General features: G+C 75.1%; 11 protein-coding genes. 8 read left to right on the top strand and 3 right to left on the bottom strand.

Annotation, left to right across the window (positions count from 1 at the left end; genetic code table 11):
• Positions 1 to 4 precede the first annotated feature (4 nt).
• The 3 genes from truB (at position 5) to BMY61_RS39960 (ending at position 5,433) form a co-directional block, all read left to right on the top strand.
• A complete protein-coding gene (gene truB / locus BMY61_RS39970) occupies positions 5 to 913 on the top strand; it encodes a tRNA pseudouridine(55) synthase TruB (RefSeq protein ID WP_042461293.1) in 909 nt (302 codons plus the stop codon).
• Between the two features lie 443 nt (positions 914 to 1,356).
• A complete protein-coding gene (locus BMY61_RS39965) occupies positions 1,357 to 4,431 on the top strand; it encodes a serine protease (RefSeq protein ID WP_143094756.1) in 3,075 nt (1,024 codons plus the stop codon).
• A 57-nt stretch (positions 4,432 to 4,488) separates the two neighbouring features.
• Positions 4,489 to 5,433 carry a bifunctional riboflavin kinase/FAD synthetase gene (locus tag BMY61_RS39960; RefSeq protein WP_042461299.1) on the top strand — a complete coding sequence of 315 codons (945 nt, stop codon included), beginning with the start codon at positions 4,489 to 4,491 and terminating at the stop codon, positions 5,431 to 5,433.
• Positions 5,434 to 5,508: 75 nt separating this feature from the next.
• Here BMY61_RS39960 and BMY61_RS39955 read toward each other — a convergent pair whose 3' ends face one another.
• The 3 genes from BMY61_RS39955 to eccE form a co-directional block, all read right to left on the bottom strand.
• Complete coding sequence (locus BMY61_RS39955) at positions 5,509 to 8,133, bottom strand: MinD/ParA family ATP-binding protein (protein ID WP_075004242.1); 2,625 nt, start codon at positions 8,131 to 8,133, stop codon at positions 5,509 to 5,511.
• Positions 8,134 to 8,386: 253 nt separating this feature from the next.
• Entirely contained in the window at positions 8,387 to 9,157 is a 771-nt protein-coding gene (locus BMY61_RS39950) for a hypothetical protein (protein WP_236656669.1), read from the bottom strand.
• Positions 9,157 to 10,554 carry a type VII secretion protein EccE gene (gene eccE, locus BMY61_RS39945; protein WP_075004241.1) on the bottom strand — a complete coding sequence of 466 codons (1,398 nt, stop codon included), beginning with the start codon at positions 10,552 to 10,554 and terminating at the stop codon, positions 9,157 to 9,159. The genes BMY61_RS39950 and eccE overlap by 1 nt, the downstream gene beginning before the upstream one ends.
• A gap of 194 nt (positions 10,555 to 10,748) precedes the next feature.
• On the opposite strand from eccE, the gene eccB reads away from it, so the two are divergent.
• The 5 genes from eccB to BMY61_RS39920 all read left to right on the top strand — a co-directional run bounded on the left by eccB (position 10,749) and on the right by BMY61_RS39920 (position 15,488).
• The gene (eccB, locus tag BMY61_RS39940; protein WP_042460363.1) at positions 10,749 to 12,290 is read left to right on the top strand and encodes a type VII secretion protein EccB; all 1,542 of its coding nucleotides are present in this window, start codon (positions 10,749 to 10,751) and stop codon (positions 12,288 to 12,290) included.
• Between the two features lie 184 nt (positions 12,291 to 12,474).
• The gene (locus BMY61_RS39935) at positions 12,475 to 12,786 is read left to right on the top strand and encodes a WXG100 family type VII secretion target (protein WP_042460366.1); all 312 of its coding nucleotides are present in this window, start codon (positions 12,475 to 12,477) and stop codon (positions 12,784 to 12,786) included.
• Positions 12,787 to 12,849: 63 nt separating this feature from the next.
• The gene (locus BMY61_RS39930) at positions 12,850 to 13,146 is read left to right on the top strand and encodes a WXG100 family type VII secretion target (RefSeq protein WP_042460369.1); all 297 of its coding nucleotides are present in this window, start codon (positions 12,850 to 12,852) and stop codon (positions 13,144 to 13,146) included.
• A 97-nt stretch (positions 13,147 to 13,243) separates the two neighbouring features.
• Positions 13,244 to 14,479, top strand: coding sequence for a type VII secretion-associated serine protease mycosin (mycP, locus tag BMY61_RS39925; RefSeq protein ID WP_042460372.1), 1,236 nt, complete (start codon positions 13,244 to 13,246; stop codon positions 14,477 to 14,479).
• Between the two features lie 82 nt (positions 14,480 to 14,561).
• Positions 14,562 to 15,488: a L,D-transpeptidase gene (locus BMY61_RS39920; protein ID WP_042460424.1), complete on the top strand. Its 927-nt coding sequence runs from the start codon at positions 14,562 to 14,564 to the stop codon at positions 15,486 to 15,488.
• The last annotated feature ends 55 nt before the right edge of the window (positions 15,489 to 15,543 follow it).

Raw genomic sequence — 15,543 nt, 5'->3', positions numbered from 1 at the left:
CCTCGTGAAGCGCAAGGGCATCGGCCCCGACGGTCTGGTCATCGTCGACAAGCCGGCCGGGATCACCTCCCACACCGTCGTCGCCCGCATCCGGCGCCTGGCCGGCACCCGCAAGGTCGGCCACGCCGGCACGCTGGACCCGATGGCGACGGGCGTCCTGGTCGTCGGCAGCGAGAAGGCCACGCGCCTGCTGGGCCACCTGGCGCTGACGACGAAGACCTACGAGGCGACGATCCGCCTCGGCCAGACGACGATCACCGACGACGCCGAGGGCGAGGTCACCGCGTCGACTGCGGCGGACGCGGTCACCGACGCGGCGGTCGCCGCGGGCGTCGCGAAGCTGACCGGCGCGATCCTCCAGGTCCCGTCGAGCGTCAGCGCGATCAAGATCGACGGCAAGCGCTCGTACGCGCGGGTGCGCGAGGGCGAGGAGTTCGAGCTGCCCTCCCGCCCTGTGACCGTCTCCCGCTTCGAGGTCCACGCACGCCGCGACGCCGTCGCGGAGGACGGCACGGCGGTCGTGGACCTGGACGTGACGGTGGATTGCTCCTCCGGCACGTACATCCGCGCTCTCGCGCGCGACCTGGGTGCCGACCTGGGTGTCGGCGGCCACCTCACCGCACTGCGGCGGACCCGCGTGGGCGCGTACGGGCTCGACCTGGCCTACACCCTGGAGGAGTTGGAGGACGCCTTCACGGAGAAGGTGCTCCCCATCGCGGCTGCCGCGGCTGCCGCGTTCCCCCGCTGGGACGTGGACGAGAAGCAGGCCCGCCTGATCGCGACCGGCGTCCGCATCGACGGCCCCGGGATGGGCCTGAGCGAGCCGATCGCGGTCTTCGACCCGGAGGGTCGGTTCCTGGCGCTGATCGAGGAGCAGGGCGGCAAGGCGAAGTCTGTCGCCGTCTTCGTCTGACCCTCAGGGGCGCGGGGCTCCGACATGTGCGGCTCCGCCGCGTGGGGCGCGAGTCGGATCCGCCAGGACCCGCAGGCAGTTGCAACACCTTCAGGGGCGCGGGGAACTGCGCGACAAGCCACCCGAGCCAGATGGTCCCCCAGTAACAGGGCCATCCGCACAGGTGGGTTTCTCGCGCAGTTCCCGGCGCCCCTGACGCTTGCAACTGCGCCTCTGCGAAACGTCCTCCACTCCATCGGGCGAGCGCGCGAAGCGTGTGCGGGGCGGACGGAAGGGGACGGGGCAGGCCGCCGCAAACGGTGGGCAGCCTTCCGGCGGGTGGTGCGTGGGTGCGCGCCGCACGGCGGAAGGGCGGCGCGGTGGGGCCTGGGCTGGTGCGCGTCGGGGATTCACGGGGAACGCCGCGGGGGCTCGCCTTCGGGGTCGACCGGGACGGCACGCTGGTGACCGCGCACGAGGTCGTCGACGGCCTCGCGAGCGTGCTGCTCGCGTACCCGGACGGCAGTTCCCTGCGGGTCCGCGCGGACGGGATCGTGCCGCTGCCCGCGCAGGGCCTCGCGCTGCTGCGGGCCGCCGTGCCGCCCGGAGGGCCCTGGGCGCTGGCGGACGGCGCGGGCACGCGCCTCGTGGCCGTGCCGGGGCCGGGAGGCGCCCTGCAAGGGGCGGTCACGGGGCTGGTCACCGCGCGGTACGAGGCGTCCGAGCGGTTCTGGCTGGTGCCGGACGTGTGGCAACTTGGCCTGGAACAGGCGCCGTACGGGCTGCCGGTCCAGGCCGCGGGCGGGCCCGTCGTGGACGCGGAGACCGGCGCGGCCGTCGGCGTGGCGACGGCCGCGCTGCGCAGCCGTCGGCGGGGCGCCGTGCTGGCCGTCCGACTGGGTGCCGTCGCCGCGGAGCCCGTGCTCGCGGACCTGCTGGCCCGCAACGCGGAGACCGTTCCGGCCCACGGCCGCGCGCTCAATCCGGCCGGAGTGCTGGAGCTCACGGCGGCCGGGATCGACCCCGCCGCGACGGAGGCGGTCGCGCGGCGGGTGCCGCGCGCGGACGGGCTGGTCGAGGCCGCGCGGGGCTGGGATCCGGTGCGGCCGGTGCTTGCGGTCGTCGGCGAGTCGGGCTCCGGCCGCACCACCGAGCTGGCCGCACTGGCCCTGCACCGCACCCGCGCCGCCTACCGGCTGCCGACGCTCTGGCTGCGCGGCGCGGACCTGGCCGCCGGTGACGCCAGCGTGCTCGACGCCGCGGACCGCGCGCTCGCCCGCGTGCACACCCTGCTGCGCCATCCGGCACCGCCGCCGCTCGCGGGTCAGGTCGCGCGGGTCGCGGCGACGGTCCGGCGCCCTCTGTTGGTCGTGCTGGACGCGCCGGAGGAGGCCCCGCCGCAGCTGCTGGCCCGCTGGCGCGGCTGGTGCACGGAGACCGTGCGCCGGTTGCGGGGGACGGAGTGCCGGCTGCTGGTGGGCTGCCTGCCCGAGTTCTGGGAGGGAATGGGCGCCGCCCTCGACCCGGACGACGTCCAGGGCTGTCACCTGCTCGGCCCGCTGGATCCGGGCGCGGCCCGGACGCTGGCCCTGCAGGGTGGCGCGGCGGTGGAGGGGCGTCCGGAGCCGGGCGTCGCCGCGCTGGTGGCGACGGGCGATCCGGTCGCGCTGCGACTGCTCGGCGAGGTCCGGGCCGCGCAGCCGGTGCTCGCGCTGCCCCGCGCCCGGACGCTGACCCGGCCGGAGTTGCTCCAGGCCGGGCTGGACCTCGCCTGCCTGCGGATCGCCGAGCGCCTCGCCGCGCCTGCCCCGGGCGCCCTGCGGCGGCTCGCGGTGCGGGTGGCCGGGCGCTGCCACGAGGCGGCCCGGCGGATGCTGGGCGCCCCGGACGGCGGACTCACCGTCGGGGAGTTCGACGAGCTGTTCCCGTGGGCCGAGGGGTGGGCGCAGGCCGTCCTCGGTGAGGGGCTGTTCGTCGCGGCGGGGACCGGCTACCGGTTCGCCTCCGGCGCGCTGGCCGACCGGCTGCAGGGCTTCCACCTCGACCTCCCGGCCGCGTTGACCATGATCCTCGCCGACGGCTCCGGGGCGGGGGAGGGGCCCGCCTCACGGCCGATCGGTGCCCACCGGCGCGGCGGGCCGGTGGGGTGGGCACCACCGGTCCCGGTGGCGGGACGGCCGCAGGGGGGTGGCGTGCCGCGCTGGCGCAGCCCCGTCGTCCGGCAGGCCCTGCTCGAGCTGGGGGAGAGCGACCCGCCGGCCCTGGAGTCGCTGCTGAGCCGTCTCGTCCTGCGCCTGGACGGCCCGGACGCGGCCGCGCCGGGCACGGACGCCCACTGGTGGGCCCGTCGTCTGCTCACCGAGACCCTCGAACGCCTTCCGGACGCCGCCGCCTACGCGCCGCTGCTGCGCGCCCTGGCGGCGCGGATCGTCTATGCCGCCAACACCGGCCCGGTGCTCTTCCGGGAACCGGGGCCGGCCGTCCCCTGGGACTTCTGGCGGCGGCTGCCACTGACCGTCGAGGCGCGCCTCGACGTGCTGCGGGTGCTGGCGCGCGCCGGAGTGGAGGAGCCCGGTCGGCTGCTCGGGGAACTGATCGGGCAGGACCCGGGCGCGGTGCTGCCCCCGTTGTGCCGGTGGCTCGCCGACGAGGCGGTGAGCGGGGTCGCCGCGGAGATGCTCTTCGCCCACCGGCACGTGGCGCTGGACGAGCTGGTGGAGGGGCTGGTCGACGTCGCGCATCCGGGTGCGGACGCGCTGCTGCGGGCGCTGGCCGAGAGGGAGCCGTCCGCGCTGTGCCGGGCCGTGGACCGCTGGGCGCACGACCCGCGGCCCGAGCGGCACGTCGCCGCGGCGACGGTGCTGCCGCTGGTGGCCCGGCACGCCGCCGAGGGTGCGCCGGCCGAGCGGACACTGGTGCGACTCGCGGCGGAGGCGCTGCTCGGGCGAGCGGACGAGGAGGCCCTGCACGGCGCGGCCTACAGCGCGCTGGTGCGCGACCCGGTCGGACGGGCCCGGCATCTGCGCGGTGCCGTCACCCGCTACCTGGCGGGCGACCCGCTGCTCGGAGCCGCCGCGCTCGCACCCGCGCTGGACAGCCATCCCGCGCTGGTGCTGTCCGGCTACGCCGGACGGCTGCACGAACCGGGGGAGGAGGCGGCCGCCGTGCTGCGGGCCCTCGGCGGGACGCCCGCGCCCCACGCGCGGGCGGCGGCCGCCCGGCTGGTCCGCGAGTACCTGCAGCGCCGCCCTGAGGCCGCCGCACAGGTCGGCGGGTGGCTGCGGGCCCGGCTGGACCACGGCGCCGGGGAGCGCGAGACGCTGCTCGCCTTCGTCCGCGACGTGGCCGTGGAGCAGCCGGAGGCCGTCCGGCGCCGCGTCGCGGACGCGCTGACCGGCGCCGGGACGCCCCTGGCGGCCGAACTGACCGCGCAGCTCACCGTGCGACCCGCCGGGCAACCCGCCGCGCAACTCACCCCCGACGGCACCGCTGTGACGAGTCCGATGCGGATCGGGGACCAGGCCCATGGCAAGGTATAGGGGGTTGGAACCACTGGTGCCTGCGGCGACGCGCAGGACGGACGAGGAGCGGTCAAGGTGCAGCGCTGGCGTGGCCTGACGGAAGTACCGGAGGACTGGGGACGCAGCGTCGTCACCATCGGGTCCTTCGACGGGGTGCACCAGGGCCACCAACTGATCATCGGCCACGCCGTGGCCCGCGCCCGTGAGCTCGGCGTGCGGTCCGTCGTGGTGACCTTCGACCCGCATCCGAGCGAGGTCGTGCGCCCCGGCAGCCACCCGCCGCTGCTCGCCCCCCACCACCGCCGTGCCGAGCTGATGGGCGCGCTGGGCGTGGACGCGGTGCTGGTGCTGCCGTTCACCCCCGAGTTCTCACAACTGTCGGCGGAGGAGTTCGTCCGCCAGGTGCTGGTCGAGCGGCTGCACGCGCAGCTGGTCGTGGAGGGCCCCAACTTCCGCTTCGGGCACCGGGCCGCAGGCAACGTCGAGGTGCTGGCCGAGCTGGGCCGGGGACAGGACTTCGCCGTCGAGGTGCTGGACCTGCGCATCAGCGGCCGGGCCGGTGACGGCGCGCCGTTCTCCTCCACCCTGGCCCGTCGCCTGGTCGCCGAGGGCGACGTCACCGGCGCCGCCGAGGTGCTGGGCCGTCCGCACCAGGTCGAGGGCGTCGTCGTGCGCGGCGCGCAGCGCGGCCGCGAGCTCGGCTACCCCACCGCGAACGTGGAGACCCTCCCGCACACCGCGATCCCCGCCGACGGCGTCTACGCCGGGTGGTTGACGGTGGATCAGGAGCGGATGCCGGCCGCGATCTCGGTCGGCACCAACCCCACCTTCGACGGCACCGAGCGCACCGTCGAGGCCTACGCGATCGACCGCGTCGGCCTGGACCTGTACGGGCTGCACGTGGCCGTGGACTTCCTCGCGTTCCTGCGCGGGATGGAGAAGTTCGACACGATCGACGCGCTGCTCGACCGGATGGCCGACGACGTCAAGCGCGCCCGCGAGCTGACCGACGAGGGCTGAGCCGTCGCATGCTGAGTCGTTGCATGATGTGAGGGGCGGACCGCTTCGGCGGTCCGCCCCTCGGTTCTTCCCGTCCTACTGCTGCGGCGGCGGGTAGCCGTAGCCCCACTGCTGGCGCGGGTCGTACGGCTGCTGGCCCGGCTGCTGCGGCGGCTGCTGCGGGTACGCGGGCGGCGCGGCCGGGTAGGCGGGCGGCGCCTGGTACTGCTGGCGCGGGTCGTAGGCCTGCGGAGGCACGCCGGGCTGCGGCGGCTGGCCGGGCTGGCCCGGCTGCTGCCAGCCGATGGGCTGCGGCTGGATCCGGGAGAAGTCCGCGGCGACCATGGCCGCCAGATGGAAGTAGGCCTCGCGGGTCTTCGGCTTCATCCGGTTGAGGTCGACCTCCGCGCCCGCGGCCAGGTGCTCGTCGAAGGGCACGACCACGACGCCGCGGCAGCGGGTCTGGAAGTGCGCGACGATGTCGTCCACCTTGATCATCTTCGAGGTCTCGCGGACCCCCGAGACGACCGTGATGCTGCGCTGGACCAGGTCCGCATAGCCGTGCGCGGTCAGCCAGTCGAGCGTGGTGCTCGCGCTGCTGGCGCCGTCCACGCTGGGCGTGGAGACGACGATCAGCTGGTCGGCCAGGTCCAGCACGCCGCGCATGGCGCTGTAGAGGAGGCCGGTGCCCGAGTCCGTCAGGATGATCGGGTACTGCTGCCCCAGGAAGCCGATGACGCGGCGGTAGTCCTCGTCGTTGAAGGTCGTCGAGACGGCCGGGTCGACGTCGTTGGCCAGGATCTCCAGGCCGCTCGTCGCCTGCGAGGTGTACCGGCGCACGTCCATGTAGCTGCGCAGGTGCGGGATCGCGGTGACCAGGTCGCGGATGGTCGCGCTGGTCTCGCGCCGCACGCGTCGGCCCAGGGTGCCCGCGTCCGGGTTGGCGTCGATCGCGATGACCTTGTCCTGACGCTCGCTCGCGAGCGTCGAGCCGAGCGCGGTCGTCGTGGTCGTCTTGCCGACGCCGCCCTTGAGGCTGATGACGGCGATCTTGTAGCTGGTCATCACCGGCGTACGGATCACGGCCAGCTGCTGCGCCCGGTTCGCCTCGGCGGCCTTGCCGCCCAGCCGGAACCGGGGCCCGCCCGGACGGCGCTCCGGCGGCTGGTTCTTCAGCAGCCGGTCCGAGGACAGCTCCACCGCGGCGGTGTACCCCAGCGGGGCCCCCTGCGCGACGGGCCCGCCGGGCCCCGTGGGACCGCCGCCCCAACCCTGCGCCTGCGGCGGCGCGGCCCACGGGTTCGCCCCGCCGGGCGCGGCGGGATCCGCCTGCTGCGGCGGCACGCCGGCCGGCGTGGCCGGCCGGTACGCCTGCTGCTGGTCGCCGTACGGCGCGGCGGGGTCCGGGTACGGGGCCGGTCCGGGCGCGGGGTATCCCGGCGGCGTCTGCTGCTGCCCGGGCATCCCCGGAACCCCGGGCTGCACGAACGGCGCGGGCGCGCCGGGCGCCGGGAACGGCGCGGGCACGGCCCCCTGCTCGGCCCCGGGGTAGATCGCCGGAGCGACGCCGCCACCGGGCGCAGCGGGTGCGGGGAACGCGGGCGGTGCCGCGCCCTCGGCGGGGGCGCCGGGTGCCGGGAAGGGCACGGGCGCGGGGCCGTCGGTGGGCGCGGGGAAGGCGGGAGCGCCACCGTCGGCCGGGTTGCCGGGGGCGGGGAACGGCGCGGGGAACGCGGCCTCGGCGGGCGAGGGGAAGGCGGGTGCCGGCCCGTCGGTGGGCGCACCGGTCCCGGGGAACGGCGCGGGAGCGCCACCGTCGGCCGGGTTGCCCGGGGCGGGGAAGGGTGCGGGGAACGCGGGCGGTGCCGTGCCCTCGACCGGGGTGCCGGAGGCCGGGAAGGGTTCCGGGCCGTCAGCGGCGGCCGGGAAGGCGGGCAGTGCCTCGCCGCCGGGCGCGGGGAAGGGCGCGGGAGCGCCGCCCTCGGCAGGAGTGACCGGAGCCGCCGGGAAGGCGACGGGTGCAGCCACGTCGGACGGCGCAGGGGTCCCGGGGAACGCCGGCGCGCCGGGCTCGGGGGCGTCCGCGGCGGCCGGGAACGCGGGCGCGCCGGGCGGCGGGAAGGCGGCGGGGGCCGCGCTCCCCGCGCCGGGAACGGGCGCGCTCGGGAAGGCGGTGTCGCTCTGGGCCGGGCCCTCGGCCGGCGACGCGGCGGCCTCTGGCTCCGTGCCGAACGCCGGGCTGGGTGCAGGCTGGGCACCAGCGGGCTCGCCGGGCGTCGCGGCGGCTGCCGGTGCGGGGAACGCGGGGGCGCCCGGTGCCGGGAACGCGGGCGTCGCGGCGGCCTCGGGTGCCGGGAACGCGGGGGCGCCCGGTGGCGGGAAGGCGGGAGCGCCGGGCGGCGGGAACGCGGGCGTTGCGGCGGCCTCCGGTGCCGGGAAGGCCGGAGCGCCCGGTGGCGGGAAGGCCGGGGCGCCGCTCAGCTGCGGCGGGGCCACCGGGGGCGTGAACGGCTGCGGGTGCGCACCGGGTTCACCCGCGGGCGGTGGCGGCCCGGGGGCGTAGCCGCCCTGATGGGGGACACCCGGCGGGGCCTGTCCACCCACCTGGGGGGCGTTCTGCATGTACCAGGCGGGAGGCGTGTAGTCAGGTGCGTCCGACCACTCCTCGTCCTCGTCCGGCGCCTGGTCGCCGACGTAGACGTCGTCGCGATCGCTCGTCACAGTTACTCGCCTCTCGTTCGCCTCGGGACTCTCAGACTAGCCGCCGGTCCCGACCCCCCGGGAGCCCCGCCCCCGGGGCCCGCCAACTCCCCGGCCCTGCCCGGAGGGCCTTCCCGGGCCCGGCTTGCCTGGCGCGCACGCTCGCTGCGTTGGCGAAACACCCAAGTACATCCAGTACGAGGGCGTTCCGCCGCCTTGCGATCGCACGCCCCAGACAACCCGGGCTGATCCGAGAAGGCCCTCCGGGCAGGGCCTAGTCCACGCGCCGGGCCTGGCCGAGGACCTGGGCCTCGGAGGAGGTGGGGCCGCCCTGGACGAAGGCGCGGGAGCGGCGGTTGGTCCACAGGGTGACGCCGTCGCCGAGGTTGGGGAGCGCGGCCGCCTCCTGCGCGGGCAGGTCGAGGACGTGGGCGATCTGCGACGCCTCCTGCGGCGCCACACGCTGCACGCCGACCAGGTCCGCCTGGGAGAGGAGGCGCTCCGCGCCGTCCGCCAGGTAGGGGAGGAGGGTCAGCATCGCCTGCCACGGCGCAGCCGAGAGGCGGGTGCGGGCGGGGCGGGGGCCCGCGTCGCGGATGACCAGGACGGGGCCGGCCACGGAGGCGCCCTGCGGACCCAGCCGGCCGAGAGCGTGCACGGTCATGCACGGCTGGCCGCCGCCCGCGGCCTGGGCGACGGGGCCCCAGGCCTGGCCGCGGCCGGTCTCGACGGCGACGCGGGCGCCGGTCGCGGCGGCGCGCAGCGCGATCAGCTGGGCCGTCCAGACGCCGCCGACCAGGACGACGTGGTACGGGCGCGGCCGGAACAGGCCGAGGACGGCCGGCTTGCCGTCACCCTCGAGGCCGACCACGACACCGTCGCCGCCGACGGGCAGGGAGACCGCGCCGAGCTGCTCGGCGGTCAGCACGTGCTGCTCGCGACGCGGGCCGGGCAGGCCGAAGCCGGCCAGGGCGCGGCCGAGCAGGCCCGCGCCGGTGCCGCCCTGGCCCGCGGACGCGGGGTTGCGGGGCGTGGAGATGGCCATCAGCGAGTCCCCCCGAGCGGCAGCGTCGCGAGGACGCCCGGTACCTGTTCCAAGTCGAGTCCGACCAGCGAGATCCCGGCACTGCGCGCGCGGGTCTCCAACTGGCGGCCGGTCGTGGCGAGTTCGCTCTCGCCGCGGACGGTCACCCGGACGTGGCCGGTGAGCGAGACCGCCCCGGCACCCGCGGGGCGCAGCGTGAGGGAGAAGCAACTGCCCAGGGCGGGCGTGTTGGTGAGCAGGTGGACCAGCTGCGCGGTGCTGTCCGCGCCCAGCGAGGGCCAGCGGCCGATCCAGTAGCTGCGGTGCCAACGGTCGTCGCACTTCCAGGCCTTGGCGGTCTCCGCGCTGCGGCGCGGGGCCGTGCCCGCGCCGGACGCCGCGGTGCCGGCGCCGCCGCGGCCGTGGGTGACGGCGACGGGGTTGGGGCAGGTGGCGGTGCCGATCGCGGCGGTGACCTGGCTCGCGTCGAGCACGGTGGCGCGCAGGCCCTCCTGCATCAACCGGGAGGCCAGCTGGTCGACGCCGCGCTGCAGCGCCTTGCGGGCGCCCGCCTCGCCGCCGCCGCGCGCGGCGACCGCGCTGCGGCACAGCTCCGGGTCGAGCCGGACGGCGACCCAGGTCAGCCGCAGGGCGGGGGTGGTGGCGCCGTCCGGGAGCTCGCGGTAGGCGCGGGCGGCCAGGGCCGTCTCGGGCAGGTGCGGGGCGGGCGCGGGCTGCGCGTACTGGAGGAGTTGGACGGAGTCGAGCACGACGTCGTCCGCGCGCAGGCCGTCGGCGAGCAGGTGCAGCGGCAGCGGGAACGCGTCGGCCTGCGGGCGCAGCGGGCGGTCCGGCGCCTCGACCTGGATCAGCGCGCTGAGGAAGGTGCCGTCGCCGACCATGCCGATCTCGCGGCGCTCGCGGCGGGCGGTGCTGCTGCCGCCGTCGGCCTCGACGGTGTGCGGGACGACGCGCAGGGCGGGCTCGCACTCCAGCACCGGTGCCAGCGCCGGGTCGACGTCGGCGCCCTGCGGGGCGAGCGCGGCACGGCGGGCACGACGGCGGAAGGCCGCGCGGGCGCGCAGCATGTCGACCACGGTGAGGCCACCGAACCGCAGCAGCACGGGGATCAGCAGCAGGACGCCGACGACACCGCCGCCGACGAGGGCGGTTCGGCCGTGGGCCCAGCCGAGCAGCAGGGCGGCGGCGATGGCCTCGACGAGGATCACGTGGGTCAGCCGCACCGGCCCGAGCAGCCCCGGCCGCGGGCGGACCCGAGGGGTGGCGCTGCTCGGCGCGGAGGCGCTCCGCGCGTTCTTCGTGCCGTTCCCGTTCCCGTTCGCGCTGCCGCTGTCCCGGCCGCGCCGCGATCCGGTGGGCGCCGGTGGCGCGTGGCGCGTGGCGGTCTGACTGGGCATCCCCCGAGCACCCCTTCGAGTCGTCAGCTGTGTCGCGAAGGCAGCTTTCCGGAAAAGCGCTCCGAAGCCAAACCTGGGTCCGGTTGGCTGAGCGCAACACGGTACCCGTACCGTACGTAGCTGCACGCGCGCGGTGCCCGTGGGGCCGTGCCCGGGAGTACGTCGAGGTTCCGAGGACGGGGGAGAGCAGCGGGATGGCTTCACGCCGAGATGAGCTCAGCGCCTACACGTTCGCACGCAAGCGCACAGTGGCCGCGTTCCTGCGGCCGATGGGCGGCGGGAGCGTCGAGGACGCGCCCCGGGCGGTGCGGGCGATCATGCCGAGCCTGGTGCTGGGAGCCGTCGCGGTGGCGGGTTTCGGCGCCTACGGCATGCTGCGGCCCTCGGCGCCCAAGGACTGGCAGAAGGCGAACGCGGTCATCGTCGACAAGGAGACGACGACCCGTTACGTGATGCTCGGCGGCCAGCTGCACCCAGTGCTGAACATGTCCTCGGCGCGGCTGTTGCTGAGCAACGGCTCCGGCGTGGAGTACATCGACGACTCGGCGCTCAACTCGCCCTCGGTGGTGCACGGGCCGACGGTCGGCATCCCCTACGCGCCGGACAGCCTGCCCTCGGCGACGGACGCGGGTGCGGCCAAGACCTGGGCGGCGTGCGACCGTTCGAGCGCGGACCTGACCGTCGGCGTCGACCAGCGCCTGTTCGTGCTGGGCGGCAGCCAGGCCGGCCCGGTGTCCTCGGCGCACCTGCTGCCGTCGACGGCGGCGCTGCACGTGCGGACGCCGGACGGCGCCACCTACCTGGTGGACTCCTCGGGCGTCTACCACCAGCTGCTGCCGGACAAGAACGACAAGGACGGCCGACTGCTGGCCACGGCGGCCTTCGGCGTCTCGGTCGGCATGCCGCAGCAGGTCGGCACGCAGTGGCTGAAGGCGTTCACCGAGGGCAGCCCGATCGCCCTGCCGCACGCGCTGCTGCCTGGCTTCGGGCACCTGTACGCCGGCTCGGACCTGGCGGGCAACCAGTACCGGATCGGCGACCTGCTCAAGGTCACCGACAACGGCACGACGCTGCACTACGTGCTGCTGGCGGACGGCCCGCACCGCATCTCGGACTTCGCCCGTCGTCTGGTGGAGGCGATGCACGGCTCCGACTCCGAGTACGACGCCAACCAGTTCAAGCTGCTCGACTCCAACATGGTGGCGCCCTTCGCGGCCGACCTCGACTGGCCCACCTCGCAGGTCTCGCAGGCGAACACCGGTGTCGCGAACGGCCCGATGGCGGCCTGTGCGGTCTACGGCGGCACGATGGGGCAGAAGGGCCCGCAGCTCGGCGTCTGGCTCGGCCAGGACTATCCGGTGAGCGGGGCTCAGGCGTCGGGGACCGCCGGGGTGTACGTGACGCCCGGCACGGGTCTGCTGCTCCAGGCCGTCAGCGGTACGGCAGGCGGTGGCGGCAAGGTCTACCTGCTCACCGACACCGGGCTGCGCTACCCGTTGCAGATGAACAGCGACGGAAACCCCGGCGCGGGCGCGAGCGGTGGCTCGGCGGCGGGCCAGTCCGGTCAGGCGGGCCAGGCGGGCGCCGGGGCCGGCTCGGGCCAGAGTGACACGCCTGCCGCGCGGTTGGGCTACGGACAGGTCAACCCCGTTCCGGTTCCGCAGGGTTGGGTCCAGCTGGTGCCGACCGGCCCCTCGCTCACCGAGGACGCGGCCGCCCAGACGCAAGGGTCCTGACGTCTTGTCAGCGATGGTGACGGACCTGTGACGATGTCCTGACGAGATTGTCCACAGGGCGGTGTTGGGCCTGTGGGACGAGAGGACTAGAGTTCTACGGACATCACCGCTTCAGGTGGTGCCGACCGGGGGGTCCGACTCACGACTCCCGGTCGCCAGGTCTGTCTCATGGGGGACGGTGCACATGTCGGGTCAGTTCAGGACAACCGCCGATGAGATGCGGGCCTTCTCTGCTCGAATCTCCGAGGTCAACGCGCAGATCCAGCAGGAGCTCAACCGGCTGAACAACGTGGTCAGCGGCGTCACCGCGGGCTGGCAGGGTCACGCGGCCTCGTCGTACCAGCAGCTGCAGCAGAAGTGGGTCGAGGACGCCGGCAAGCTCAACCGGGTGCTCGGCGAGATCAAGGACGCGATCGACAACACCTCGAACCAGTACAGCTCGACGGAGCAGGAGCAGCAGGCCGGTCTGAGCCGGATCACCTCGGCCCTCGGCTGACGCCGGGTCCGTTCCGCTCGACCGTTCGTTCATCGCTGAGCACTGCCCCGAAGAGGAGAGATCATGGCTACTGACGGCCACATCCTTGTCAATTTCGCCACCGTTTCGCAGGCGGCGTCCGACGTCCGCCAGACGGCGTCCACCGTCCAGTCCCAGCTCGACGACCTGCGCGCCGGTGTGCAGCGCATCTCCCAGTCCTGGGAGGGCTCCGCGAAGGAGGGCTACGACGCCCGCCAGCGCGAGTGGGACACCGCCGCGGCCGACCTGCACTCCGTGCTGGTCCAGATCGCCGGTGCGCTCGACAGCGCCGCGCAGAACTACCAGGCCACCGAGAGCCGCAACGCCAGCCTCTGGCACTGATCCGCATGCAGTGACGCTGCGCCGACCCGCCTCGCGCGGGTCGGCGCAGCGTCGTCCGTCGTTCGGTCGTTGGGTCGTTCTTGGGAGTTGTGCAGCAGTGAACAGGCTCCACCGCGGGGCGCTGACCGTCGCCGCCGGCGTCGTGGCGTGCGCCGCCGTGCCCGTGCTGCCGCTCGGTACCGCGACCGCCGCGCTCGCCGCGGACGGGCAGTGCCACTTCCCGGCGGGCTCGATCGCCGGTGAGCCCTGGGCCCTGCAGCGCGTCCTGCTCTCCCAGCTGCACGCCAGATACGACGGCCGTGGTGTCACCGTCGCGGTGATCGACTCGGGCGTGGACGACGTCAACCCCCAGCTGAAGGGGGCCGTGCGCGCCGGTCAGGACTTCCTGAAGGGCAGCGGGAACGCCACCGGCGGGTCGACGACGGACCAGATCGGCCACGGCACGATGGTGGCCGGCGTCATCGCCGCCCGGCCCGACCCGGAGCACAGGACGGGCTTCGAGGGCATCGCACCCGCGGCGACGATCCTGGCGATCCGCCAGAACGACGGTCAGGGCGGAGCCACCGAGCTGACCCTGGCCGAGGCGATCGACTACGCGGTCGCCCAGAAGGCCGGCGTCATCAACATCTCACAGGACCTGACGACCCAGCAGGGCCAGCCGTACCAGGACGACAACCCGAACAGCAAGCTGCGCGTGGCCGTCCAGCACGCCCTGGACGCCGGCGTCGTCGTGGTGGCGGCCGCAGGCAATGAGAACCTCGCCCTGCCGACGTACCCGGCCGCGATCCCCGGCGTCATCGGCGTCGGCGCCTCGGACCGCAACGACGAGCGGGCCGACGGCTTCTCCGAGACGGGCAAGTCCGTCTCCGTCGCCGCTCCCGGCGTGGACATCGTCTCCACCGTCCCCGGCGGCGGCCAGTGCGTCGACAACGGCACCAGCTTCGCGGCCCCCTACGTGGCGGGCGTCGCGGCGCTGCTGCGCCAGGAGTACCCCAAGTGGACCCCGGCGCAGATCGCCACCCGGATCGAGCAGACGGCCCTGCGCACCGACCCCGGCTGGAACCCGTACATCGGCTGGGGCGTCGTCGACCCGGTGGCGGCCGTCACCGACCAGTCGCCGCCGTCCGACACCCCGGTGGCCACGCCCGTCGGCGGACCCGCAGCCGCCCCGGTCCACGCGCGCCCCTTCGCCGTCGGCGAGACCCCCCAGCAGCGGGACGAGCGCACCGCGCTCTATGCCGTGGGCCTCGGTGCGGTCGGCCTGATCCTGATCACCGGCACCGCCACGGTCATCCGCGACACCCGCCGCAAGTCCCGCGTCGCGGGCCTCTGACCCGGTCCGCCTGCGGGCGGTGGGAACCGAGTGCGTAGTGTGACCACTCATTGAGATCACGAACTCAAGAGTGGAGCAGAGCGTGAGGCGAATAAAGCGCAACGTCGGGGTGGCACTCCTGGCGGGCGCGATGCTGGCCGGAGCCGGCCTGTACGGCGGCACCGCGATGGCGGCGGGGACGGGCGCGAACGTCGCGCACACGGCCGCACCGATGTTGCTCGACTCGATCACTCCCGTGAGTGGATCGACGGTCGGGGTGGCCATGCCGATCTCGGTGGTCTTCACCGACGCGGTGGCGCCCGCGGCCCGTGCCGCGATCGAGCGGCACCTGAAGGTGACCACCTCGGTGCCGGTCCTCGGCGCCTGGCACTGGTTCGGCGACCGGCGCGTCGACTGGCGCCCCAAGGGCTACTGGCCCGTGGGCACGAAGGTCACCCTCGACGCCCAGCTGACCGGCGTCGCCGACGGCCACGGCCGGGTGGGCGTCCACGGCTACAAGCACACCTTCACCATCGGTTCCGACTTCGAGACCTTCGTCTCGGTGCCGGGCCACACGATGAAGATCACCCACAACGGCCGCGTGGTGCGCACCATGCCGATCGACGCGGGCAGCAAGACGTTCCCGAGCTGGGACGGCACGATGGCAGTGATCGACAAGCAGCCCGAGGTGCGGATGACCTCGTGCAGCGTCGGGATCAGCTGCAACCCGAGCGACCCGAACTACTACGACATCACCCTGCCGTGGGACGTTCACCTGACCTTCTCGGGCACGTACGTCCACTACTCCACGGGTGACCCGAACCCGGGTCACAGCGCGGGCTCGCACGGCTGCGTGCACCTCTCGCTGGCGAACTCGAAGTGGTACTACAACGCGGTCAAGCAGGGCGACCCGGTGACCATCACCGGCTCGCCGCGCGGCAAGGCCGCCGGTGACAACGGCTACGCGGACTACGACCTGTCGTGGGCCCAGTGGCTCGCCGGCAGCGCCACGGGCGCGCACACCGCCTGACCCGCTCGAACGCCGAAGGCCCCCCGCGCAGCGCGCGGGGGGCCTTCGTGGTGAG

This window comes from Streptacidiphilus jiangxiensis (genome assembly GCF_900109465.1).
In the GTDB taxonomy this organism is placed as follows: Bacteria; Actinomycetota; Actinomycetes; order Streptomycetales; family Streptomycetaceae; genus Streptacidiphilus; species Streptacidiphilus jiangxiensis.
The sequence above is the reverse complement of the archived record's forward strand: the minus strand, read 5'-3'. Positions and strand labels throughout refer to the sequence as shown.